Source organism: Microcoleus sp. D2_18a_B4 (assembly GCF_036702475.1).
Taxonomy (GTDB): Bacteria; Cyanobacteriota; Cyanobacteriia; order Cyanobacteriales; family Microcoleaceae; genus Microcoleus.
Map to the genome: position 1 here is coordinate 1 of NZ_JAUBTL010000068.1, position 19,951 is coordinate 19,951.

General features: G+C 44.0%; 25 protein-coding genes and 1 rRNA gene. 9 read left to right on the top strand and 17 right to left on the bottom strand.

The genetic code is table 11. The features are described 5' to 3' along the window. The first annotated feature begins 394 nt into the window (after positions 1-394). From QUB04_RS27755 to QUB04_RS27765, 3 genes are read left to right on the top strand one after another with little or no spacing between them, the layout of a single operon-like run. A complete protein-coding gene (locus tag QUB04_RS27755; protein WP_333289442.1) occupies positions 395-649 on the top strand; it encodes a DUF4258 domain-containing protein in 255 nt (84 codons plus the stop codon). An 11-nt stretch (positions 650-660) separates the two neighbouring features. After that, complete coding sequence (locus QUB04_RS27760) at positions 661-879, top strand: DUF2283 domain-containing protein (protein ID WP_106332875.1); 219 nt, start codon at positions 661-663, stop codon at positions 877-879. A 40-nt stretch (positions 880-919) separates the two neighbouring features. Beyond that, positions 920-1,330 carry a transcriptional regulator gene (locus QUB04_RS27765; protein ID WP_333289444.1) on the top strand — a complete coding sequence of 137 codons (411 nt, stop codon included), beginning with the start codon at positions 920-922 and terminating at the stop codon, positions 1,328-1,330. Positions 1,331-1,361: 31 nt separating this feature from the next. Here the strand turns inward: QUB04_RS27765 and QUB04_RS27770 are convergent, their stop codons facing one another. Then, positions 1,362-1,580: a hypothetical protein gene (locus tag QUB04_RS27770; protein ID WP_333289447.1), complete on the bottom strand. Its 219-nt coding sequence runs from the start codon at positions 1,578-1,580 to the stop codon at positions 1,362-1,364. Between the two features lie 44 nt (positions 1,581-1,624). Here QUB04_RS27770 and rrf point away from each other — a divergent pair. Further along, positions 1,625-1,741, top strand: a 5S ribosomal RNA gene (gene rrf, locus QUB04_RS27775). A 158-nt stretch (positions 1,742-1,899) separates the two neighbouring features. Here rrf and QUB04_RS27780 read toward each other — a convergent pair. The 7 genes from QUB04_RS27780 to QUB04_RS27810 form a co-directional block, all read right to left on the bottom strand. Then, positions 1,900-3,762, bottom strand: a complete 1,863-nt coding sequence (locus QUB04_RS27780) for an ATP-binding protein (protein ID WP_333289449.1) — start codon at positions 3,760-3,762, stop codon at positions 1,900-1,902. A gap of 157 nt (positions 3,763-3,919) precedes the next feature. After that, entirely contained in the window at positions 3,920-4,117 is a 198-nt protein-coding gene (locus tag QUB04_RS27785) for a DUF6753 family protein (RefSeq protein WP_333289509.1), read from the bottom strand. Between the two features lie 5 nt (positions 4,118-4,122). Further along, a complete protein-coding gene (locus tag QUB04_RS27790) occupies positions 4,123-4,260 on the bottom strand; it encodes a hypothetical protein (RefSeq protein ID WP_333289451.1) in 138 nt (45 codons plus the stop codon). Positions 4,261-4,480: 220 nt separating this feature from the next. Then, positions 4,481-6,757 (bottom strand): hypothetical protein, encoded by a 2,277-nt coding sequence (locus QUB04_RS27795; RefSeq protein ID WP_333289454.1) that lies wholly within the window; start codon positions 6,755-6,757, stop codon positions 4,481-4,483. Positions 6,758-7,114: 357 nt separating this feature from the next. Then, positions 7,115-7,501: a type II toxin-antitoxin system VapC family toxin gene (locus QUB04_RS27800; protein WP_333289456.1), complete on the bottom strand. Its 387-nt coding sequence runs from the start codon at positions 7,499-7,501 to the stop codon at positions 7,115-7,117. Between the two features lie 2 nt (positions 7,502-7,503). After that, entirely contained in the window at positions 7,504-7,725 is a 222-nt protein-coding gene (gene vapB / locus QUB04_RS27805) for a type II toxin-antitoxin system VapB family antitoxin (RefSeq protein WP_333289458.1), read from the bottom strand. Positions 7,726-7,754: 29 nt separating this feature from the next. After that, the gene (locus tag QUB04_RS27810; protein WP_333289460.1) at positions 7,755-7,898 is read right to left on the bottom strand and encodes a hypothetical protein; all 144 of its coding nucleotides are present in this window, start codon (positions 7,896-7,898) and stop codon (positions 7,755-7,757) included. A 166-nt stretch (positions 7,899-8,064) separates the two neighbouring features. Here QUB04_RS27810 and nadC point away from each other — a divergent pair, with 166 nt between their 5' ends. Continuing rightward, the gene (gene nadC / locus QUB04_RS27815; protein ID WP_333289462.1) at positions 8,065-8,928 is read left to right on the top strand and encodes a carboxylating nicotinate-nucleotide diphosphorylase; all 864 of its coding nucleotides are present in this window, start codon (positions 8,065-8,067) and stop codon (positions 8,926-8,928) included. Between the two features lie 192 nt (positions 8,929-9,120). On the opposite strand, the gene QUB04_RS27820 is transcribed toward nadC, so the two are convergent. Together QUB04_RS27820 and QUB04_RS27825 are read right to left on the bottom strand one after the other, a co-directional pair. Next, positions 9,121-10,149 (bottom strand): C39 family peptidase, encoded by a 1,029-nt coding sequence (locus tag QUB04_RS27820; protein WP_333289464.1) that lies wholly within the window; start codon positions 10,147-10,149, stop codon positions 9,121-9,123. A gap of 483 nt (positions 10,150-10,632) precedes the next feature. Continuing rightward, positions 10,633-11,961: a pitrilysin family protein gene (locus tag QUB04_RS27825; protein WP_333289465.1), complete on the bottom strand. Its 1,329-nt coding sequence runs from the start codon at positions 11,959-11,961 to the stop codon at positions 10,633-10,635. A 240-nt stretch (positions 11,962-12,201) separates the two neighbouring features. Between QUB04_RS27825 and QUB04_RS27830 the strand changes: the two genes are divergently transcribed. From QUB04_RS27830 to QUB04_RS27845, 4 genes are all read left to right on the top strand, one after another. Next, on the top strand, positions 12,202-13,059 hold the full coding sequence (locus tag QUB04_RS27830; RefSeq protein ID WP_333289467.1) for an ABC transporter permease: 858 nt from the start codon (positions 12,202-12,204) through the stop codon (positions 13,057-13,059). Positions 13,060-13,424: 365 nt separating this feature from the next. Further along, positions 13,425-13,634: a DUF2997 domain-containing protein gene (locus QUB04_RS27835; protein WP_333289469.1), complete on the top strand. Its 210-nt coding sequence runs from the start codon at positions 13,425-13,427 to the stop codon at positions 13,632-13,634. 40 nt (positions 13,635-13,674) lie between these two features. Next, on the top strand, positions 13,675-14,061 hold the full coding sequence (locus QUB04_RS27840) for a DUF1257 domain-containing protein (protein WP_333044208.1): 387 nt from the start codon (positions 13,675-13,677) through the stop codon (positions 14,059-14,061). 77 nt (positions 14,062-14,138) lie between these two features. Then, positions 14,139-14,609 carry a ferredoxin gene (locus QUB04_RS27845; protein WP_333289471.1) on the top strand — a complete coding sequence of 157 codons (471 nt, stop codon included), beginning with the start codon at positions 14,139-14,141 and terminating at the stop codon, positions 14,607-14,609. 95 nt (positions 14,610-14,704) lie between these two features. Here the strand turns inward: QUB04_RS27845 and QUB04_RS27850 are convergent, their stop codons facing one another. From QUB04_RS27850 to QUB04_RS27880, 7 genes are all read right to left on the bottom strand, one after another. Beyond that, positions 14,705-14,986: a YiaA/YiaB family inner membrane protein gene (locus tag QUB04_RS27850; protein WP_333289473.1), complete on the bottom strand. Its 282-nt coding sequence runs from the start codon at positions 14,984-14,986 to the stop codon at positions 14,705-14,707. 221 nt (positions 14,987-15,207) lie between these two features. Next, positions 15,208-15,630, bottom strand: coding sequence for a PIN-like domain-containing protein (locus QUB04_RS27855; protein ID WP_333289475.1), 423 nt, complete (start codon positions 15,628-15,630; stop codon positions 15,208-15,210). Beyond that, positions 15,627-16,352, bottom strand: a complete 726-nt coding sequence (locus QUB04_RS27860; protein WP_333289477.1) for a DUF433 domain-containing protein — start codon at positions 16,350-16,352, stop codon at positions 15,627-15,629. Before QUB04_RS27860 ends, QUB04_RS27855 begins: the two co-directional genes overlap by 4 nt. Positions 16,353-16,498: 146 nt before the next feature. Continuing rightward, complete coding sequence (locus QUB04_RS27865) at positions 16,499-17,578, bottom strand: hypothetical protein (RefSeq protein WP_333289479.1); 1,080 nt, start codon at positions 17,576-17,578, stop codon at positions 16,499-16,501. Between the two features lie 76 nt (positions 17,579-17,654). Next, positions 17,655-18,632 (bottom strand): hypothetical protein, encoded by a 978-nt coding sequence (locus tag QUB04_RS27870; protein WP_333289481.1) that lies wholly within the window; start codon positions 18,630-18,632, stop codon positions 17,655-17,657. Between the two features lie 56 nt (positions 18,633-18,688). After that, positions 18,689-19,057 (bottom strand): hypothetical protein, encoded by a 369-nt coding sequence (locus tag QUB04_RS27875; protein ID WP_333289483.1) that lies wholly within the window; start codon positions 19,055-19,057, stop codon positions 18,689-18,691. Between the two features lie 59 nt (positions 19,058-19,116). Continuing rightward, complete coding sequence (locus tag QUB04_RS27880; RefSeq protein WP_333289485.1) at positions 19,117-19,818, bottom strand: hypothetical protein; 702 nt, start codon at positions 19,816-19,818, stop codon at positions 19,117-19,119. Between the last annotated feature and the right edge of the window lie 133 nt (positions 19,819-19,951).

The window sequence follows — 19,951 nt, forward strand, 5'->3', positions numbered from 1 at the left end:
TTTTTTCAAAGGCTTTTTATAGTGAGGTAGTTCCACCCCCACTTGCTAATATAGTATCAGAGTATTTCCAGAGCATCTTGGGGTATAAAAGAATAATTGTCGGTTTCGGTACCTACACCCGACGAGCCTTTCATCACGCGGGCGTAATTCCCAACGGGGTACTTCGTGTAGCGCGCAGATTAATCCCCTCTAAATATACCGAGGGACTTCCCGGCTGGTAGTTAAATCAGGATTTGGTATCATCTCCTGCAAGCATCGCTCATGAACTAGCTCTTGCACAACCATCCGCCTTGGACTAAAGTTAGTTTATGGACTTAGTTTTTTAAGAGCATGGAAACTGTAAATATCCATGTGAATTAGGAATTTAAAATTTTAATTTATTGGACAAGAAAGAGTGAAACCTATTAGATTAAGTAATCATGCCCAGGAACAAGCGATTGAAAGAGGTACCAATGAAGCCGAAATTATTGATACCATTATGACAGGTAATCGACAACTTGCTAAAAATGGTAGGTACAAATATCAAGCTACTTTTCAGTATAATAATGATTGGCAGGATAAGTTCTATTCTCTCAAGAAAGTAGTACCGATTGTTGCCGAGACTGATACTGAGTTAGTTGTGATCACAGTGTATACATTTTATTTTTGAGGTAAAAGTTTATGAAGATTAGTTATGATTCCGAAATTGATGCTCTCTACATTAGGCTTGTAGAAGGTAAGCATCAGTGTCGCACTTTACAGTTAACTGACGAAATTGCTTTAAATATTGGGGAAAATGAGTTATTGGTAGGGATAGAAGTTTTAGATGCTACACAGGTTTTAGGTAGTGGAAATGTACCTAATGTAGTGCTAGAAAATATAGCTTTTACTGTAGCTTAAATAGGGAAATCAATCGCTACCTGTGTAAATATAAGTAAGGATGAGTGGAAAAATTATCCGTACTTTTGATGCAAAATCTTATACAGATTTACTTGTTCGCTATCAACCAAAACCGATCGCAAATGAAGCAGAAAACGAGGCCGCGATGGCTCTCGCTTGCGAACTGGAACACAGCCCTATGCGATCGCTGGAGGAAGAGCTATTTCTGGAGCTTTTGATAACGCTGATTGAAAAATTTGAATCTGAAAATTATCCGATTCCTGCAGGAAATGCTGCTTCAATGTTGCAACATTTAATGGATGCGAGAAATTTGGACAAATCAGATTTGATTCCTGTTTTGGGAACGGAAACAGAGGTTGATAAAGTTTTTGTTAGCGGAAGGGATCTCGAAATAGATGAAGCCAGAAAATTAGCCGAGTTTTTCCACGTTGATATTAGTTTGTTTCTCTAATCGCGAGCTGCTACTTGTTGAGTAGGAGTTGCTAATATTCGCTCTCCGGCTGATTAATCATTAGTTTTAAGCGATCGACCTCCTCGAACCATTTTGCCCAAGCTTTAGCAATATCGTCTGGGAGTTTGGGTTCAGCTATTCTATTTTCCTGCTGGTGCATCACAAAGTCGAGGAAGTCGTTGATTTCGGGCAAAAATGATTCGGGAAGTTGCTGCAATTTAGCGATCGCTATATCACAAATAGTCATCATAATTGCCTCTTTCAGTCGTATTTATTTTAACACAATCATAACAACATCGTGCTTATGATGTAATGGAACCACTCCGATCCATCCCGAACTCGGTTGTTAAACGTTGCTATGGCGAAGATACTCGGCGGGTCACTGCCCGGTAAAATAGCTCAGTGCCAGGTTAATAATAAATTAAAGCTCTTTTCCCGCAACAACGGAAAAGGGCTTTAGTTTTTTGGGGAGTTAGGCGAAGAGAGAAAGTGAATATTACAACTAAAACCTCATCGCAGATAACCTCAAAAGTCTAACAGAAAACCTTTCGGCGGTGGGGCGCATTGTGTTAGACCGCATCACGCTTTTGCTGTTGGAAAGGGATTTGAAGGACAAACTCCGTTCCCTTACCAGGTATTGAGAAGCAATCTAACTTACCGCCATGTTTCTCAGTGACAATCTGATAGCTAATCGGCAGCCCCATGCCCGTTCCCTTACCGACGGACTTTGTAGTGAAGAATGGATCGAAGAGGCGTTTCTGAACAGATTCATGCATCCCCATTCCGTTATCAGAAATTGCAATTTTTACCCACTTTGAATCAATCAGGGCAGTCCCAATGGTAATCAGGTTGGGATTTTCCTTGAGTTCCTGATAGGTTCGTTTGACGTTGGCTTCTTCCAGCGCATCAATGGCATTTGCCAGGAGGTTCATAAACACCTGATTGATTTGACCAGGATAGCATTCTATTAGCGGTAGATTACTATAATCACGAATTACTTGAATCGCTGGACGCTCTGGTTTATCTTTCAAGCGATGCTGCAAAATCAACAACGTACTATCAATGCCCTCATGAATATCAACGGCTTTGAACTCAGCTTCATCCATTCGTGAAAAGTTGCGGAGTGACAACACAATCTGGCGAATGCGATCGGTGCCGAGTTTCATGGAGTCGAGGACTTTAGGTAGATCGGCTTGGATAAACTCCATATCAATATCTTCGGCCTCAGCTTGGATTTCGGGTGCTGGGTCGGGATAGTAATTCTGGTAGAGTTGCACCAAACCTAATAAATTGTGGGCGTATTCCTGCACATGATTCAGGTTGCCGTGAATGAAGTTGACTGGATTGTTGATTTCGTGGGCCACCCCTGCCACCATTTGCCCCAAAGCAGACATCTTTTCGCTTTGCACCATTTGAACCTGAGTGCGTTGCAGTTTCTCTAAGAGTTGTTGCAACTGGGTATTTGTGTCGCTGAGTTCTTGGGTTCTTACCTCAACTTGAGATTCAAGGGTTTGGCTGTAGTTTTCCAGTTGTTCGTTGGCTGTTTTCTGTTGTTGTAACAGTTGTTGAACAGCGCGAATTAATTGGTTAAAAGCATTAGCAAGCGTTCCAATTTCATCATCTTGCTCAACAGTCGCTTGTAACTCAAAATTAGATTCTTCAGTAGTTCGTCTGGCAACGCTGGTCAGAGATTGAATGGGTTGGGCAATTGCTCGGCTGGTCAAAATTGCCAAAAGAATGGCGATCGCAACAGACAATCCGATACTTGCAACCACCACTTTCTCAGCAACTTCACTAGCCTGTCGATATGACCTTGTTGCTACCTCAAGTTCTTCGTAAGCATGGTCAATAAAACCCACCAAATCATCGGAGATGGCATCGAATTCAAGCGCCAAATCGCTGTTGGTAAATTCCAACATCAGGGCTTGGGCTTGCTCAACCTCAGTGGGTGACGCAAGATCCAGACTGCGAATTCGTTCAACTCGGCGTTCTAATTCCTGTGAGTAGAGTTGTGGTACAGGGTCATAGGTTTGCAAGAAGGCTATAATCCTTGCGTGGTGTACATGATCTTGCCGACTATGATAATTTGCCACAAATGCCTTAAGTTCAGCCCAAATTTCTTGGATTTCACCTTTATGCTTCAGCAAGTGAGCATATTCATCTTGAAATTTTTCTGGGTATTGCGCTAGAGGAATGAGTTGTTGTTGGTGGGTTCGGGCTTGGAGAACACGAGATTGCAGACGATGCAGAAGTTCCACTTCGTTACGCGCGTGTTGTTCTCGCTCTTGAGTCTGTTGTTGATAATGATCCCCAACTCCAAAACCAGCAATTGTTCCAGACACAGCAATGCCTAGAGCAAGGGCGTATCCTAAACCGATTTTTTGCCCAACTCTGAGACTGGATAACCGTTGTCCTAAACTCTGGTGCACCATATAACCTTATCTAGCCCTACAGGAGATTTGCTTGACCAAGTGCCCCTATTTGCTCATTTTAAGCCTTTAAGCTTGAAAACGGAAAACTCTTATGTTTAGGATAGGTTTTCCCTTACAGCGTTTATGTCTTGAATTTACGCTTTTCTAAAGGCTCTACCTAAATCCTGCAGAACCTCGAAGTAGCTGGCCACCCCGCCACTTCCAAAGTTACCCGCAAACGCCGAACATCTTTTTTGCATTCAAAATTAGCAAAACTATCCGAATTCCACGCGCTCAAATTTCGTGCAAACTTCGCCTCAGCGTTAGTTGCCCACCCTAAAGTCTCCGCCTGCTCTTGAGTTAGATTAACTGCTATAGCTTTTACTGTAGCTTAAATTCGCTATCGGGCTCATTAGTCATTAGTTCCAAGCGAGCGACTTCCTTGAACCATTTTGCCCAAGCTTTAGCAATATCGTCTGGGAGTTTGGGCTCAGCTATTGTATTTTGGTGCTTGTGCATCACAAAGTCTATGAAGTCGCTGACTTAGGGCAAGAATGATTCTGGAAATTGCTGCAATAAGAGCGATCGTAATATCAGGAATAGTCATAATAATTGCCCATTCCACTCGTTTTTATTTTAATACAATCATAACAAGCGATCGCCCTTAATTTTAGCAGTCAATAGTGGGCGATCGCCTTCCGCCTTCCTCATAGCCCCAATCGCGGGCAAAAGTTGCTGCCTAAACTGTGCTATATTTTTGGCTAATTTGGCGAAGCAATTTAGTGAAATTGTCCTTGTCAGATTCAGTTAAAAACCTATCTACTACCTCTTTTAACCTAGACAAGTCATTGGTATAGTTTTTGTCAGATAGCTGTGACACTAATTGCGACGAGAAAAATTTTACTAAATCAGGTTCATTAGATAAGACATCTACAACATCTTTCAACTTAGACAAGTTCTGACTGTACTTCTCGTCTGATAAAATAGCTACTGCATATTTTAATTGTGGCAACTTGTTTTTATACTTCTCATTAGAAACCAGATCCGATAAGTTTTTGTCACTCCCCACTATAGTTACTAACTCTTGCAACTTAGATAAATTGGTAGAGTATTTCTCGTCTGACAAAATATCTACTACCTTTTTCAACTTAGACAACTCCTGTTTCTGCTTCGCGTCAGATAGCAGTGAAGTTAATTTGCTTTCTGTCTTGACAAATTTTGCTAAATTTTCATAGTTAATGGCATCAGCTTCTGAAAGAATTATTTTCCAAGCCATTTTTGCGTTTGTAAATACAACCCCCTCTTTTGCATCCTTAAAAACACTGTTGTCTATCAAAGCAATTACTTTTTCTCCAGAGTCAAGAGATAGCCATGAAGACAGCGCTTTGGATAGTTTATCTAATGGAATATTAGGAGCAGAAAATCCATCTTTAATACCATTTATTTGACTTACATTCTTTTGTAAAAATTTTCCCAAATCATCCGCAATGATATTTTCAGTATAGGTGTAGGTTCGAGTTTCTAATTGGTGCAGCACGGATGAATCGCGATTCTTTCCACCTTTGAGTAATGACCAAATTAAAAATGCTGTACCTGATGCAACGAGAGCAGCGCCGCCAGTCATTACACTGAGTCCACCAATAGTCGAGATGGTAGCAGTGATAGCAGCAGCACCGGACAATGTACCTGCAGCTCCCAAAGCACTCGCAGCAGTCCAAGCAGCTAAAATAGTTGCAGTACCGGCTACTGTTCCTGTACCAATTGCAATTCCCAGATTTTTTTGGTCTTCCCTGTCCATTTCCGAGACTAACGCAATAGACAGCAATCCTGCAGCTCCAATTAGCGCGGCTCCTCCTGTTGCTACTGCTAAACCACCCAGCATTCCTAAACCACCAGCCGCGACAGAACCACCACCTAAAACAGCTAAAGTCGCATTGGTTGCAGCCGCCCCAGATAAACTGCTAATACTAACACCCGTTGCTGTTTCTGCTCCAAGTGTACTCAACATTCTCGTAGCTTGTGGAACAATTGCTGCTCCTTTGTCTTTAGCATCCGTCAGTTGCTCTTTGAATGCTTGAGCAGTTTGGACAAAAGCATCGGCTTTTTCACCAGAAGCAATTTGATTCTCTAAATTTTGTTTCCTTGCTATTGAGTAAACAGCTTTAGCATTTTCTGGGATTTTGGCTTTGTTAATGAAGGAGTCTAGCGAGTTCAAAGTTGCTGCATCTTCTACTGTCTTGCCGTCGCGCACCTGCTGATATATTGACTGGTAATTTTGCTTTTGTTCAGAACTCAATTGGCTGTCCTTAATTTGTTTGACCAGAATAAAATCAACTGTTAAGCCTCTTGAATTGGCACTGGACAAAGAGTAACTCTGTTTTATTTCTAAAGGCAGCGCCGAACTTGCCACGATTGAGTCAATATCTGTGAGTGCTTTAAAGTCAGGAACAGGTTCGCCGGCGCGGACGTATGCAAAAGTTCCTCTGATTAGTTTCTTCTCTGCCTCAGTCAGTTTAGATTGAGCCAATGTCGATTCAATGGCTTGCCAAATTCCGAGCACGCGTGAATTGGTACTGGCGATTTGGTAACGCTCTTGAATTTGGCTGCCCAGTTTGGAAGAAGATATAACATAATCCAGAAAATCCAAGGCGATCAGATCATCAATGTACTCACCATCTTCCACTTGCTCATAAACAAATTTGCATTTCGCTTTGCTTGCTTCTTCGACAAATTGCGTCTTTTTGTCAATTTCTTGATAAATTTCCTCTTTTATTCCGAGTTGTCTATCGTATAAGGTATGCAAAACTACAGTAATATCTTTACCGTCTTGACCGCGCCCTTTGATGGTAATCTCTTGGCTATCTTGAGCTTTGGAGGGAATTTCCACCTGGCAAGGTTCTCCCGATCGCAAAGTAAAAGTTTGCTTTCCTCCTACTCGGGCTGTGGTATAAGGAACAAAAATATGATATGTCTCCAACCTAGAAAGATTTTTATCTGATACCTCGCTATCAGCCATAGCGCTAGCTGGATCAAGCAAGTCTTTTGTCAATAAACCCAAAGTACCTAAAGCAACATAACTAAGAAAAGAGCGACGGTTGAGAGGAGAAATATTTAGGTGAGTCATAACTGAGTATTTGTAGCTTGAATGTAGTTTTTAGGCGAAATAATCAAATCCGAACTCTAATTTATCAAGTTCGTTACTTCCAAATTTACTAGCAAACTTACCCTTAGCCCTAGTGGCCCACCCCAAAGCCTGTGCTTGCTCATAAATAAGATGAGCTTGTTTCTTTGGCGCCAATTTTCCTTGCGACAAAGCAAACTCACTCTATTAAATCACCGACACCCAACTTTGTCAACATGATACCCGCCGCAGCTATGACCATACCCGCTGAAGGTCATAGGCATCAAAAGCCACATCGCGACTAACCAAAACCAGGGAATGATTAATCGCCTGTGCTACCAGAATGCGATCGAAAGGATCTCGATGATGCAGCGGCAAGTTAAGATAGCACTCTGTATCAGAGAATGTGATTGGCAAAACCTCTATTTTTAGTTGTTTCAACACTTCCTCTAACTCAGAGAATGAGTTTTGCAAGCTAAGTTTTCCTAAACCAAGCTTAATGGAAATTTCCCATAAGCTAGCTATACTCAAGCAGAGAGTGTTACTTGGATCTTCAATAATTTCGGCTGCTTTAGAACTTAATTGTTTACTGTCTTCCAAGTACCAGAGAAAAGTATGGGTGTCCAGTAGAATATTCATATTTACATATAATCCTTTAAATCTTCGAGAGGTTCATCAAAATCATCAGACATCCAGATTTTACCTTTCCAAATTCCAAGTCCGCCTCGCTTGGCAGCTTTTTCGGTTTGAGGAACCTCTTGGGCGTATCGGTTCACCAGAAATTCTATATAGTCAAGGACTGCCTGTTTGACAGATTCAGGCAATTTTTCGAGATTTTTTAATATAGCAGTTTCTCTCATCATTTTTTACTCTCCTTTAAATTCGAGATTAACTAGATCAAAGCATTCTGAAGAGACTCAGGGAGTTCTTCTAGTTTTTCTAAAATGACTGGCTGTATCATGGTTTCTACGGGCGATCGCCACCCATCTACTCCATTAAAGCACCAACACCCAATGTCAGCCACAGAATAACCCATTATCTAACGCGATCGCCCCCGCGTCCCAAATCCCGTGAAGCGAAGCTATCCCGAAGGGAATCGCCCCAGATCGCACACACCATCATTATTTTGCAACTTGCCTAAAATTACCCGATCGACTATTCTTCCTAGTAGATATGATCTTGATATAACAACCGACAAAAATATGACCGCAATATTACCGCCTTGGATAGTTTTAGATTCCCTATTGCACAACTGGCTACTAGAAGATATCGGTAGGGGCGATCGCACAACATCGGCCTTATTTCCCGCAAACAGCATCCAGGGTACAGCTAAATGGATAGTCAAAGAAGCTGGAGTCATTGCCGGATTGCCAATTGCCGATCGCACATTTAAACTTTTAGACAGTAGCCTCAGTTTCATCCCCCAAGTACCAGAAGGGAAACTGTGCGAAAAAGGAGAAGTAATTGCCGAGATTTCCGGCAATTTCGATGCGCTGCTAACCGGAGAAAGAGTGGCATTAAACTTGGCAATGCGTTTGAGCGGCATCGCTACTTTGACTCAGAAATATGTTGACAAAATTGCCGATTTGCCCGTGCAATTAGTGGATACGCGCAAGACAACGCCGGGATTGAGATTGTTGGAAAAATACGCGACTCAAGTCGGCGGTGCTTGCAATCACCGGATGGGATTAGATGACGCGGTGATGATTAAAGACAATCACATTGCGGCGGCTGGGGGAATTGCAGAGGCGATCGCCCTAATTCGCAATTCTATCCCCTATCCGCTGACGATCGAAGTCGAAACCGAAACTCTGGCTGAAGTAGAGACAGCTTTGCAGCACAAAGCCGATATTATCATGTTAGATAATATGTCCTGTGATTTAATGCGGCAGGCAGTTGCAATAATTCGCGAAAAGAGCGATCGGGTAAAAATTGAAGCTTCCGGCAATGTTACTTTAGAAACAATTAGAAGTGTAGCCGAAACCGGAGTTGACTATATTTCTACCAGTGCTCCGATTACGCGATCGACTTGGCTGGATTTGAGCATGAAAATTCAGAGTCATTAGTCATTAGTCAGCAGTCATTAGTGAGAGAAAATATGGCTAATACCAAATCAGGCTTTAATACCCCTTTTACTCTTTAGCCCCCTTCTGCTCGGATTTCGTTGACTCTTAAGCGATTTGAATCGCCGAATAATTCAAGAGGCAACTTATCTCTTAGCTAATGACTAATGACTAATGACTAATGACTCTTAACGATTACTTCGAGATAAAATGAACCCAAAAATTTCCGTCAGGTATACAGAGGCTGCGGATTAAGCGGTAAGTATAGTGCAAGTAAGCACCGCTGACACTTGTATCGTAGCCAGTTCGGAACCACTCGCCATAGGGATCGTGGACGAAGAATCCCTCGCTGTCGTAGCCTGATGCAACTATAATGTGACCGAAAGACGTGAAGTATCCGTGGATGACAGCGGGATTTCCGCTGGCTAGCCAATCTTGAACGTCATCAATAGTGGCATTCTCGGTAAAGAAATCTTGAGCGCCGTAATCTCTAACAATCTTTGCTAAATCGTAGGGGTCCCAGCGACTGTAACCTTTGGCGATCGCATATTCGTAAAGTTCGTCTTCATATTGCCCGGTTTGTTTGCGCCGTGGCACCTTCAAAAAGTCCATACACATCGCTAATGAAGTTACATTGCAAGAACCTGTAGGATTGTTGAAGTTATCCATTTGCGATCGATAAGGAATGCCAAGCCTGACAGTTGGGGGATTCGGTTTGGGAAAAAACAGAACGCCGTCTTGAGTAATTTGAGCGTGCCCTCCGAAAACATACCAAACCCCTGAACCTTTGAAAGACTCGTTGCGGAGAGCAACTCTGATGTGACCGCGAGTGGGAGCAAAAGCCAGGATCTCCAACTCTTTTCCTGCTGGTATTACTTGTTTTTCCGAGTCCTGAAGTTGAGAAGACGCCACCGGTTTTGACTTCAAAATCGTGTCTCTAAGCGTTTTCAGGATCAGGGGAGGTGTGATAATGTCCCCTGGTTTGGTTTCGATTAGCTTTTTGGCTGTGACTGCTCCCAAAAAACCCGGTTCGCCGCACTTCATCAGAGTTTGAAATCGGTGGAGTGCAGCAGTAGAGAGAGGGCCAAATTCCCCGTCTACGGGAGGCTTCAGTAAACCCAGGTCAATGAGGCGGCTTTGAATTTGGCTACTGAGTTCGTCGTCTGCAGCAATTGCTTTGGCATCGTACCTAATGTTTGAGTTGAGAAAGTTTTGTAATTTCATGCTTGCGTGCCCCTGTCAATCGATTTTAGATTTTAGATTTTAGAATTTAGATTTTAGAATTACGACCGCAGATAAATCCGGTTTCCCTAGACTAAATTGCTCGATTGTCAATAATACCCTGTTTATCGTCTCATAAAATTACGGTAATTTTGCCGCTCAATCGATTTTAGATTTTAGATTTTAGATTTGAGAATTACGATCGCCGCTCAATCCGGTTTCCGTCGACTAAATTGCTGGCTCGTCAATAATTCCCAGTTTATCGTCTCATAAAATTACGGTAATTTTACCGATCGCACGTACCTTAAAGGCTTCATATTAATTATTTGATACAAAACCTTCAAGGCGCGGGCCGATCGAATTTCACGCACTATTGACTAAAAATCCCTGGTGCGCGTTGACATTGTTTCTACCGAATTCCGAATGCCGTTGGATTCCTCAAAAGCAGAGGGATGGCAGAATTGCCCTGTTGAGGCGATGTCCGATTTATGCTTCGTCGGGGCGAATTACCACAACACCCATTGCGTCGGGAGACAGATATTTGACAGCGGCTTCTCGGAGATCCTCGGCAGTCTGAGCTTGGATGCAGGCGGAATAGTTGAGGGCGGGAGCGATATCTCCTACCATCGACTGATAGTAACCGTACAAACTTGCTCGATCGCTCGGAGTTTCGTTACCAAAGATAAACCGATTTGCTACTTGAGTGCGGATGCGGGAAATTTCGGCATCTGTTACCAGTTCGGTTTGGAGAGTGCGGATGTGTTGGACGATGGCTGCTTCCACTGCTGCCAAGTTTTCTGTGGGTAGTTGAGCGGAAATTGAGAATACACCGCCAAGTCGCTGAGTCATGTTGCTGACCGAAATTGACGAGACTAGCCCTTTTTCCTCGCGCAAATCCTGAACCAAGCGAGTTGTGCGGCCGTGACCCAATATTGTCGCCAAAACGTCCAGGGCATAAGTTTCGGACATTTCCATGAAACCTGGCACTCGCCACATCACGATCAGTCGGGCTTGCTGAAGGGCAGAGTCTACAAATTCGCGGCGGACTGTTTCTGTAAATGGCGATTCTTCGCCGTAGTTCAGGATTTGGGGTTCTGGATGAAAGTTGCTGACAGCAGGCACATTTATTTTGTTGTTTTGTGCTGTACTTTTTGCAGCAAAACTGTCTGCGACAATTTCTATTAGTTGCTCGACTGGCAAATTGCCTACAGCTACGGCTGTCATCGCCCCTGGGTGATATCGGCTGCTGTGGAAATCCCGCATTTGTTGCGCTGTCAACTGTTCGATTACGGCAGTCGGGCCGAGTACCGGTCGCTTGTAGGGCAGGACTTCAAATGCTAATTCCATCGATCGCTGATAGGTGCGGCGGCGGGGATTGTCTTCCGATCGTCTAATTTCTTCTAAGACTACCAGCCGTTCTCGATCGAAGGCGTCGTCGGGAATGCTGGCATTCAGCAACACATCAACTTGCAGCGGGGCTAGTTCGGCAAAATCTTTAGGAGCTGTGGTGATGTAATAGTTAGTGTAATCTTGGCTGGTGGCAGCATTGGTGACAGCGCCGCGTTGCTCGATCGCGCGCTCAAATTCGCCACTAGGAATGCTCGGAGTTCCCTTAAAAATCATGTGTTCTAAAAAGTGAGCCATGCCGTTAATGTCGTCTGGTTCGACGGCTGAGCCTAAATTGAGCCACACGCTGAGGTTAACAGCATCGACCGGCAAGTGTTCGGCTATAACGGTGAGGCCGTTGGGGAAATGGCGGATTGTTGGGGCGTTGAGGGGCGATCGAGCTGAGGTTTTGAGTAAGGTTGATGTCATTGTGCTTTTAAATTTATCTTGTTCTCTATATCTTAAAGGGTCTTTAAGGAAGAGCTCAGGCACTGGACATTTGGGCCGAAAAATGCAATGGGATATTGACGGTAATCCACGCACCGAGTTTTTGGTTTCCCTGGAGCAAGTCCTGTTAACGTATTTCTGCGATCGCGATCGTTAATTTATCCTAATAGTTGCCCAAGTCCTCAGTTTTTTTGGTTACAGCAAAAGATGGAAAATCGAAGATTGAATAACAACTTAGTATTTCCACAAGCAGCTTTTCAACGATTTTGGCGATCGACTTCGGGGAAAATCGGCTTAATTTTGACTGTAGCGCTGACGATCGCGGCACTGTTGGCCCCCCTACTTTCCCCTTACGATTCGGCGGTCGATCGAGATTATTTGTCGCGCTTAGTGGCTCCTAGCGCTAAACATTGGTTTGGCACCGACAGTTTGGGGCGAGATTTGTTGGTGCGGGTGTGGCACGGATTGGGAATATCTTTACTCGTCAGCCTGGTTTCTGTGGGTGCGGGTTTAATTGTGGGAACGCTTTTGGGGCTGGTGGCCGGGTATTTTCGGGGGTTGCTGGAAATGGCGATCGGCACTTTGGCGGATATTTTGTTAGCTTTTCCTTCGATTTTACTGGCGATCGGCGTTGTTACCGTCACCGGGCCGAGCCTGCAAAGCGTAATTATCGCCGTCAGCCTCGTGCAAATTCCGATTTACATCCGCTTAACTCGCAGTATGGTGCTGTCTCTGCGGGAACAAGAATTTGTTTTGGCTGTCAAGGCCTTGGGCGCCAGCGACTTACGGATTATTTTTCGCCACATTTTGCCGGGAAGTCTCGCGCCTCTAGTTGTACAAGCAACTCTTTCGACTGGTACGGCGACACTAGAAGCTGCCGGTTTGGGTTTTTTGGGTTTGGGCGCACAGCCGCCGGTTCCTGAGTTGGGGACAATGCTTTCTGATGCTTTTAAAGGCGGATACGCTCTTTCGTCTCCTTGGACGATCGTGTTTCCAGGTTTACTGATTACTTTGACTGTTCTTGGTTTCAACCTTTTGGGGGATGGCCTGCGAGACGTTTTAGACCCCAGAGGGAATTAGAGGGGAAGTGGGGAATTTATACTTTTGCCTTTTACCTTCTGCTTTCTTCCCTCTGCGCCCTCTGCGCCCTCTGCGGTTCATCCCCTCTTCCTTCTTCCTCACTCTAAAATCTAAAATCTAAAATCTAAATATATAGTGACTTGACTGCTGTCACGATCTACGCGAAACTTTACATACAACTGAGGTATTGCTTCTACATATTAATAACTTCTGTTAAGTTGTGACTCAAAACCTATCAATTCGTCAAAATTGATATAGCGCTTTGTCAGTCAGCCAACTCTCAAGAAGCTACTTCAGGAGGCATCGTCCCTGGCTTGCTGGTGTCGGTGTCTGTTCTCAATATTCCTATTCAGTCAGCCCGGATTATGGAAACACTAGAGTTTGTGATCTATCCAGATGGCCGCGTACAGGAAACAGTCACCGGCATTGTCGGTGCTTCCTGCGCTGAGGTAACGGCTGCAATTGAAGCTCAGCTCGGCGTGGTGCTTCATCAAGAGTCAACATCTGAATATTTCACCCAACCGCTGCATCAGGCAGCCGAAGCGACGGCCCAAGTGGCTTTTAGCGATTGGTAATTTTTTTTGTTGAGTTCACTTAAATTATTTTGGAATCACCATGTCACACTTTAGCCAAATTAAGACCCAGATCCGCAATTTGAATTCTTTGGAAGCTGCTTTAACTGACTTGGGTATCGACTGGAAGTCGGGCCCGACTGAGGTGCGCGGCTATCGCGGCCTAACCAGCACCGCTGAGGTCGTGATTGAGCAAAAAAACGGCTATGACGTAGGTTTTAGCTGGAACGGGACTGAGTATGAATTGGTGGCTGACTTGCAGTTTTGGCAGCAAGCTTGGTCTGTAGACCGTTTTCTGAATAAGGTGACTCAGCGCTACGCTTACCATACTGTGGTGAATGAAAGCGCTAAGCAGGGTTTCCAAGTTTCTGAGCAAAAGCAAAATCAAGACGGTTCGATCCGCTTGGTGGTGCAGCGCTGGTGCGCTTAATAATTTTGCGAGCTTTTTGCAATTTTGTCTCATCAAAGTCCGCCTGCGCGGACTTATTTACTATTGTGGGGGTCTAAATGTCTGAGCTTTCTGGACTCGGAATAGATACAGCAATTGATCGCTCTGGTTTAGAGCCGGAGTTGGGAGGTTTTTTGCGGGATGCGCCCGATCGCTCTGGTTTTGAACCGGAATTGGGCGGCGTGTTGCGCCAAAAAGGTGTCTATGTTGATGAGATTACCTGCATTGGTTGCAAGCACTGCGCTCACGTTGCTCGCAATACTTTTTACATTGAACCGGATTACGGTCGATCGCGCGTAGTTCGACAAGACGGGGATTCTGAAGAGTTGATTGCTGAGGCGATCGACACTTGTCCGGTGAATTGCATTCACTGGGTTGATTACACCGAACTCAAGAATCTGGAAGAAGAACGCAAGGATCAGGTGATTCCTGTCGTTGGCTTTCCCGTGGAGTATGCGACGATTCGGGCCGGTGTTCGCCAGCGACAAAAGAATAAGTTGGGCGATCGCAAGTTCAAAGGTAGCCATTGAAATCCCCAATTCCCATCCGCAGCTTGAAACCTGTGGCTCAAACAACAAAAACAGCCCGCGCGGGCTGTTTTTTGTATACACTGTATAATTTAAGTTTATTTGAGAGGATGGTGCTCAGCGAGAATTTTCTCAACTCTAGCTTCGTCGATTCTGGCAGTTAATGTTGATGCCTCGTTGTTATCCCGAATGGTTTTTGCTAAAGTAAAAGACGAGCCGACTGAAAAAGTTAAACCCATACCCATAAAAGCTTTCTGCCAGGGGTCTACCTGTAAATAAATGATACCTACAGTAGTTGCGGAAAGGGCAACAATAAAAGAAACCCAGCACTGAAGTATCCAAGCATTAGTATCTTTTTGGCGTATGATTTGTTTCTGCATAGTGCCTCTAGGTCAAATATATCTTTTGGTTGATTAACTTAAAGCATAGAGAGTGCGACTGAAGCGGTCAGGAGAGCAGGGGACAGTTTCGATAAGTGAACAGTGCGATCGAACTTTTGACTAAAAATTAGAACGCTGTAGATAGGGTTTAAGGCTCAAGGAAGACTCGCAGCGAGTGGACAGTTTGAAAACTGGACTAAGGGAGATTGATTTGGGATGATTTACTCACTGGTTTTAGGGAGCATTCTCAAAAGTTCTTTTTGGTTCTTGCAGGGCTTTACCAAACCCGACTGGTACACCTTAGCGATGAAAGGTGCTGGATTCCCCCGAATAAATCGTTGCATATTTTCTAAGGCATTTACAAAAGCTTGTGCCAATACAACTCCAGAAACATCGCCTCCGACAAATGCAAAAAGCCTGACATTGCCTTGAGCCACGGCTAATAACTCCAAAGAACGGGTAGCGATTTTCTTGTCCTTTGTTAGTACCACCCAATTGTCCTTTCCAACTATCCTCAGCCAATCCTCATCATTCATTTTTGGATGAAAATGATCGTCGTGAATTTCTACTGTAGCCCCCACATTTCGGAGTGAATCTGCCAGTTTCGTTCCTAAACATCTGTCTATGAAAAATATCTCATTCATGCTGCTACTAGCGGAAGTTCGCAGCGAATACCTTCCTCAATTTGGAGCCGATCGCAATTGTAGTCTTCGGCAAGTTCATCGATGGAATCCCCAGCTTTGTAGCGTTCCGCAAGCATAGCTGTGGGAATGCCAGTTCCCGCTAAAACTGGGCGGCCAAAAGAGATTCTGGGGTCAATCATCACTGTTTTAGGTTCGTCGGCACCTGGTAGCTTCGTGAAAGGGTAGAGTTTGAGGGGTAATCCAGCTTCATCTCGTACAATGCGATCGAAATAAGTTTTTAGAATCTGTCTTGCTTCCTGTTCCCTGTCGGATGCTGCAAGCTTCTGTCCGAATCTCTCAAATAAAAGAGCTATTCCCTCGGTTTGAAACTCAATTCCACCGTATAATTTAGGAGTCGAAAGATGATCGTTGATGTAGTCGAGTGCAGTGCTAAGTTGTTTTCGGGAGAAGCCAGTAGCCTTAAAAATGGCAATCAAGACATGAGCCTCTACCAAATTTATGAAAGAAAGTAGTGTAGTTTTGGACTGGGGAAGCAGTTCAAAATTGTTGGGGTGAGGTAACTTAATCAGTGGCTCAAAGGAGCGCTTGTCCGCTTTTGTTTTCGAGTACCAGCCACCAACCCAAGATCGCAACCTATCCTTCGGCAGCCTGAGATATTGCGCTGCTTGAGGGATAGAATATATAGGAATCTCGCGCGGATCGAAGTTGTTAGTATCAAGCATAGCAGTTGTCCTAATGCTAAATACTTATATTTTTGCACAGTTCGCGGGCGATCGCAAAAATCTCTCCCTTCCATACCCAGATACCCGACTTCTTCAAGAAATCGGGTATCTAAAGCAACCTAATTAGCTCCTAAAAACGCTACGGATTACTTATTTTTCTGCTGAGTCTTCGCTTGCTCGATCGCAATTTCCCTCACTGCTTGGAAAGAACTCAAATTCGATGAACCCTCAATCGCCTTCACCGCCAAATCTTGAACCTGTTTCAAAGCAGAATCCAGTTGTTTCGACAAGCTAGCAAGGCGCGCATCTTGATTTTGAATTGTCTGCAACATCCCTTGAATTTGCAGTTCATAATTTTGCTTTTGCCCTTCGACATCTTTAGCAGACAAATCAGCCTTAACTTTAGCTTGATAATTGCCAATATTGCGGCCGTTATCTTTCCCGTTCTTGATATTAGCTTCCAGTTCTTTCGGAAAAGCTTCTACCTTAGCTTTCACCTCAGCATAAAGTTTTTCCCGTTCCGAAATAGATTTTTCGCGTTCCGCCCACTGTTTCTCCTGTTCTTGCTGAAACTCTTCGATTTCTTGATACAGCCTTTTCTGGCGCTGTTGGTATTCTTCGATGTCCAGATTTCGCTGAAGATTCAACTCATAATCATACAACTCTTCATCCCGATCGCGAGCTTTTTGATGATTCTCATGGCGTTCTTTCACAGCCAACCTTTGCACTTCCTGCTCTTTTTCCCAAGCTTGCCGGCGTTCCAACAATTCTTGTTCAACAGTTTCGCGCTGTTCACTAAGTTCGCCAGCAAAAGTTTTCGCGCTTTCTTCGTACTGTTGAATTAAATTGTCCAGCGTATCTTCTGCAACATCTTCTAAACTGTGCAACTCTTGCAGTTGTTGAATTTCATCGCCCACGGTGCGCCGCAATTCTTCGAGTTTAGCAGCTTCCGAAGTTAATTTCTCAGACAACTCACTGACAGCGCCACCAAAGCCAAATTGCAGCAAAATCAAATTGTCGATTGTAGACTGCATTTTTTGTGGATTTTGAGTTAAAGCCATTGGTTTTTGTGCCTCCACAATAGGTTTTTCTGGGGCTGCTGTTTGCTTTTGGGAAGCGTTTAGCTGTTGGATTTGCGATTCCAACTGCGCTTTTTCTTGCGCTGCTTCCTTGTACGCTTCTAAAATTTCAGCCTTGGTGCTTTTGTCGCTAACTCTTTTGTTCATGACTTTTCATTCCTTAATAGTTGGGAAAAATTCTGTCATTTTTTCGTAAGGTGGGCATTGCACACCTTACTGGGTTTTAAGCTTTGCTGGCAAAAGCTTTCATTGCCAAATCTTGCGCTTGCTTCATCGTGGCTTGCAGTTGCGCGGAAATTTCGGCGATTTGTTCGGTTTGTCGCTCAATAGTCTGCTGCAAAGATTGCGCTTTCAATTCATATCCTTGCTTAGTGCCTTCCCATTCTTTCTCCACCAAATCTGCCTTAACTTTAGCTTCGCGAGAAACTTCTTGAATTGCTTCTTCTTTGGCTTTGACATAAGCCTGTTTCAGTTCTTCTTCAAATCCAGCGGCTTTCTTTTGATTCTCTTCAAACTCAGCTTGATTGTCACTCAGGACTTGTTCGCGTTCTACCCAATTTTTCTCTTTCTCGCGAGTAGATTGTTGCAATTCCCGTTCTAGTTTGCGTTTTGTTTCTTCGTATTCGTCAGTTTCGACTTTGCGGGTGCGTTCTAATTCGTAGTGATAATCTGCTGTTTCCCGCTGGCGTTCTTTTGTTGTTAGTGCAATCTCTTCTTGAATTGCTATGTCAAACTCTTGCTGTTCTTTTTCCCAAACTTTGCGTTTTTGGGTGGTGTCTTTTTCGATGAGTTCGCGCTGGTTGGCGCTGTTTTGTTCGAGCAGGGTCAATTTTTCTCGGTGCTCTTGAGTTAAAATGTGGAGGGCGTCTGCTACAACTCTGATTTGCTGCAATTCTTGCAATTGTTGGGCTTCGATTTCGATCGCGCGTTTTAATTCGTCTAATTTGGAAGATTCCGCCTTCAGTTTTTCGGAAAGTCCGCTGGTGATGCTGCCGAAATCTAATTGCAAGTCTGCCAAGCCTTTGACGATGCTGTCAATTGTGTAGGTGGAGGCGAGTTCGAGGACTTGTTTGTTTTTGGCTTTTTCGGCTGACTCTTCTTTGGTTTCTACTTTGGATTCGATCTTTTTCTTGTCTGCTAAAATCTGCTGAAAGTTTTGCAAAATTTGGGCTTTGCTATCCTTGGCAGTTGCTATTGTCATAATTGTTTCTTCTCCTGATTATAACTTTTCGAGGCTTTTGAGTGAGACTTTCTCAGTTATTCTAAGTTGCGGAGTTGGCTGAGAATGGAACGGTACTTGCTGGCTGCGTCGGGTTTTTCTTCTGAATTATCGCTGGCTAGAATTTTGAGAATTTTACAGCAGCGATCGCACCGATTTCCTTCCCAGCAGGCGCACTCATCAATTATACTCAAAAGTGCGCCTTTTAGCAATTGATTTTCGGCTAACAAAGCTCGGTAATTCCGCTGGACTGATTCGGTAACTAAAGTCATGTGCTGGAAGTCTTGGGTGAGACTTTCGATGTCATTAACTGCATCTGTCCGAATTTGGTCTAGCAGCTCAAGATTCTCTCTCAAACGGCTTTCTTGCAGGTTTGGTTTGGTTTTCAGCTTGGTTAATTTCTTCATTTCACTCTGTTGTAACAGTTATGGCAAAGGCGCGATTTAATCGCGCCTTTACAACAAAATTAGAACAAGTCAGCAGTTAATTGCTCTTCGGCTGGCGACAACGACATAGCGCTGTTAGAATTCAAAGCAATAGCATCGCTTTCACCGCTAGCGTGAGCAGCCATCAAGCGCGCAACTTCCTGGGGAGGGAGATTATCCAAACACACCATTTGCCGCGTTCCTTCTAAATCGATCATCCGAGATTGATTGCTCATATCGGACAAAATAGCTGCTGCTTGGTCGATAATTGCCCAGTTGCTACGCTCCATCCACGACCATTTTAAACTGTAATAATTGATTGGTTTAACGAATCCGCTGTCGTCGGGTTTTTCACCGGAATGCTGGGTAAATTCGGGAATAAAAATACCTGTAGCAGGCTCTACTCCGCGAGATTGAACTGAGGCAACTAACCCGTTAAAATCGTTCAAACTGCGGTTTTTGATGTATGTCACCATGACTACTCCTTGTGGCAATTCGCCACTTTCTGCGACAAACCACAGTTGACCCCACAATGTGTGGGAAGTTTGACCTAAACTGCCGAAGAATTTGGAAAATTTGAGGATTGTCATGGAACACTTGGAACCGTAGTCTGTATCGCCGATCGCCCATTGGCCAATCTGACAGTTGTTTCGGACGGCGATCGGGATTTCCGGTACTAGCAAAGCATTGCTGGGTTTGGCACCAAATACTGAAAATGTCGGTCTTTCTTGTGTTTTAGTCATTGTTGCTTTTTCCTTAGTTATTGATTTATGTTCTGACAATTAGGAATCGGTAATTGGGAATTGAGAACTCACAACAATCGAATTATTTTTCTTCCCTCTTCCTTCTTCCTTCTTCCTTCTTCCTTCTTCCTTC

Bases quoted from the DNA above. Each gene is read 5' to 3' on its own strand.
- QUB04_RS27825 (WP_333289465.1), bottom strand. From the start codon at position 11,961: ATGACATCAACCTTACTCAAAACCTCAGCTCGATCGCCCCTCAACGCC.
- QUB04_RS27810 (WP_333289460.1), bottom strand. From the start codon at position 7,898: ATGGGTTATTCTGTGGCTGACATTGGGTGTTGGTGCTTTAATGGAGTA.
- QUB04_RS27795 (WP_333289454.1), bottom strand. From the start codon at position 6,757: ATGGCTGATAGCGAGGTATCAGATAAAAATCTTTCTAGGTTGGAGACA.
- QUB04_RS27840 (WP_333044208.1), top strand. From the start codon at position 13,675: ATGTCACACTTTAGCCAAATTAAGACCCAGATCCGCAATTTGAATTCT.
- QUB04_RS27765 (WP_333289444.1), top strand. From the start codon at position 920: ATGAGTGGAAAAATTATCCGTACTTTTGATGCAAAATCTTATACAGAT.
- QUB04_RS27870 (WP_333289481.1), bottom strand. From the start codon at position 18,632: ATGACAATAGCAACTGCCAAGGATAGCAAAGCCCAAATTTTGCAAAAC.
- nadC (WP_333289462.1), top strand. From the start codon at position 8,065: ATGACCGCAATATTACCGCCTTGGATAGTTTTAGATTCCCTATTGCAC.
- QUB04_RS27790 (WP_333289451.1), bottom strand. From the start codon at position 4,260: ATGCACAAGCACCAAAATACAATAGCTGAGCCCAAACTCCCAGACGAT.
- QUB04_RS27850 (WP_333289473.1), bottom strand. From the start codon at position 14,986: ATGCAGAAACAAATCATACGCCAAAAAGATACTAATGCTTGGATACTT.
- vapB (WP_333289458.1), bottom strand. From the start codon at position 7,725: ATGATGAGAGAAACTGCTATATTAAAAAATCTCGAAAAATTGCCTGAA.
- QUB04_RS27880 (WP_333289485.1), bottom strand. From the start codon at position 19,818: ATGACTAAAACACAAGAAAGACCGACATTTTCAGTATTTGGTGCCAAA.
- QUB04_RS27820 (WP_333289464.1), bottom strand. From the start codon at position 10,149: ATGAAATTACAAAACTTTCTCAACTCAAACATTAGGTACGATGCCAAA.
- QUB04_RS27835 (WP_333289469.1), top strand. From the start codon at position 13,425: ATGGAAACACTAGAGTTTGTGATCTATCCAGATGGCCGCGTACAGGAA.
- QUB04_RS27770 (WP_333289447.1), bottom strand. From the start codon at position 1,580: ATGATGACTATTTGTGATATAGCGATCGCTAAATTGCAGCAACTTCCC.
- QUB04_RS27865 (WP_333289479.1), bottom strand. From the start codon at position 17,578: ATGAACAAAAGAGTTAGCGACAAAAGCACCAAGGCTGAAATTTTAGAA.
- QUB04_RS27855 (WP_333289475.1), bottom strand. From the start codon at position 15,630: ATGAATGAGATATTTTTCATAGACAGATGTTTAGGAACGAAACTGGCA.
- QUB04_RS27800 (WP_333289456.1), bottom strand. From the start codon at position 7,501: ATGAATATTCTACTGGACACCCATACTTTTCTCTGGTACTTGGAAGAC.
- QUB04_RS27760 (WP_106332875.1), top strand. From the start codon at position 661: ATGAAGATTAGTTATGATTCCGAAATTGATGCTCTCTACATTAGGCTT.
- QUB04_RS27875 (WP_333289483.1), bottom strand. From the start codon at position 19,057: ATGAAGAAATTAACCAAGCTGAAAACCAAACCAAACCTGCAAGAAAGC.
- QUB04_RS27780 (WP_333289449.1), bottom strand. From the start codon at position 3,762: ATGGTGCACCAGAGTTTAGGACAACGGTTATCCAGTCTCAGAGTTGGG.
- QUB04_RS27845 (WP_333289471.1), top strand. From the start codon at position 14,139: ATGTCTGAGCTTTCTGGACTCGGAATAGATACAGCAATTGATCGCTCT.
- QUB04_RS27860 (WP_333289477.1), bottom strand. From the start codon at position 16,352: ATGCTTGATACTAACAACTTCGATCCGCGCGAGATTCCTATATATTCT.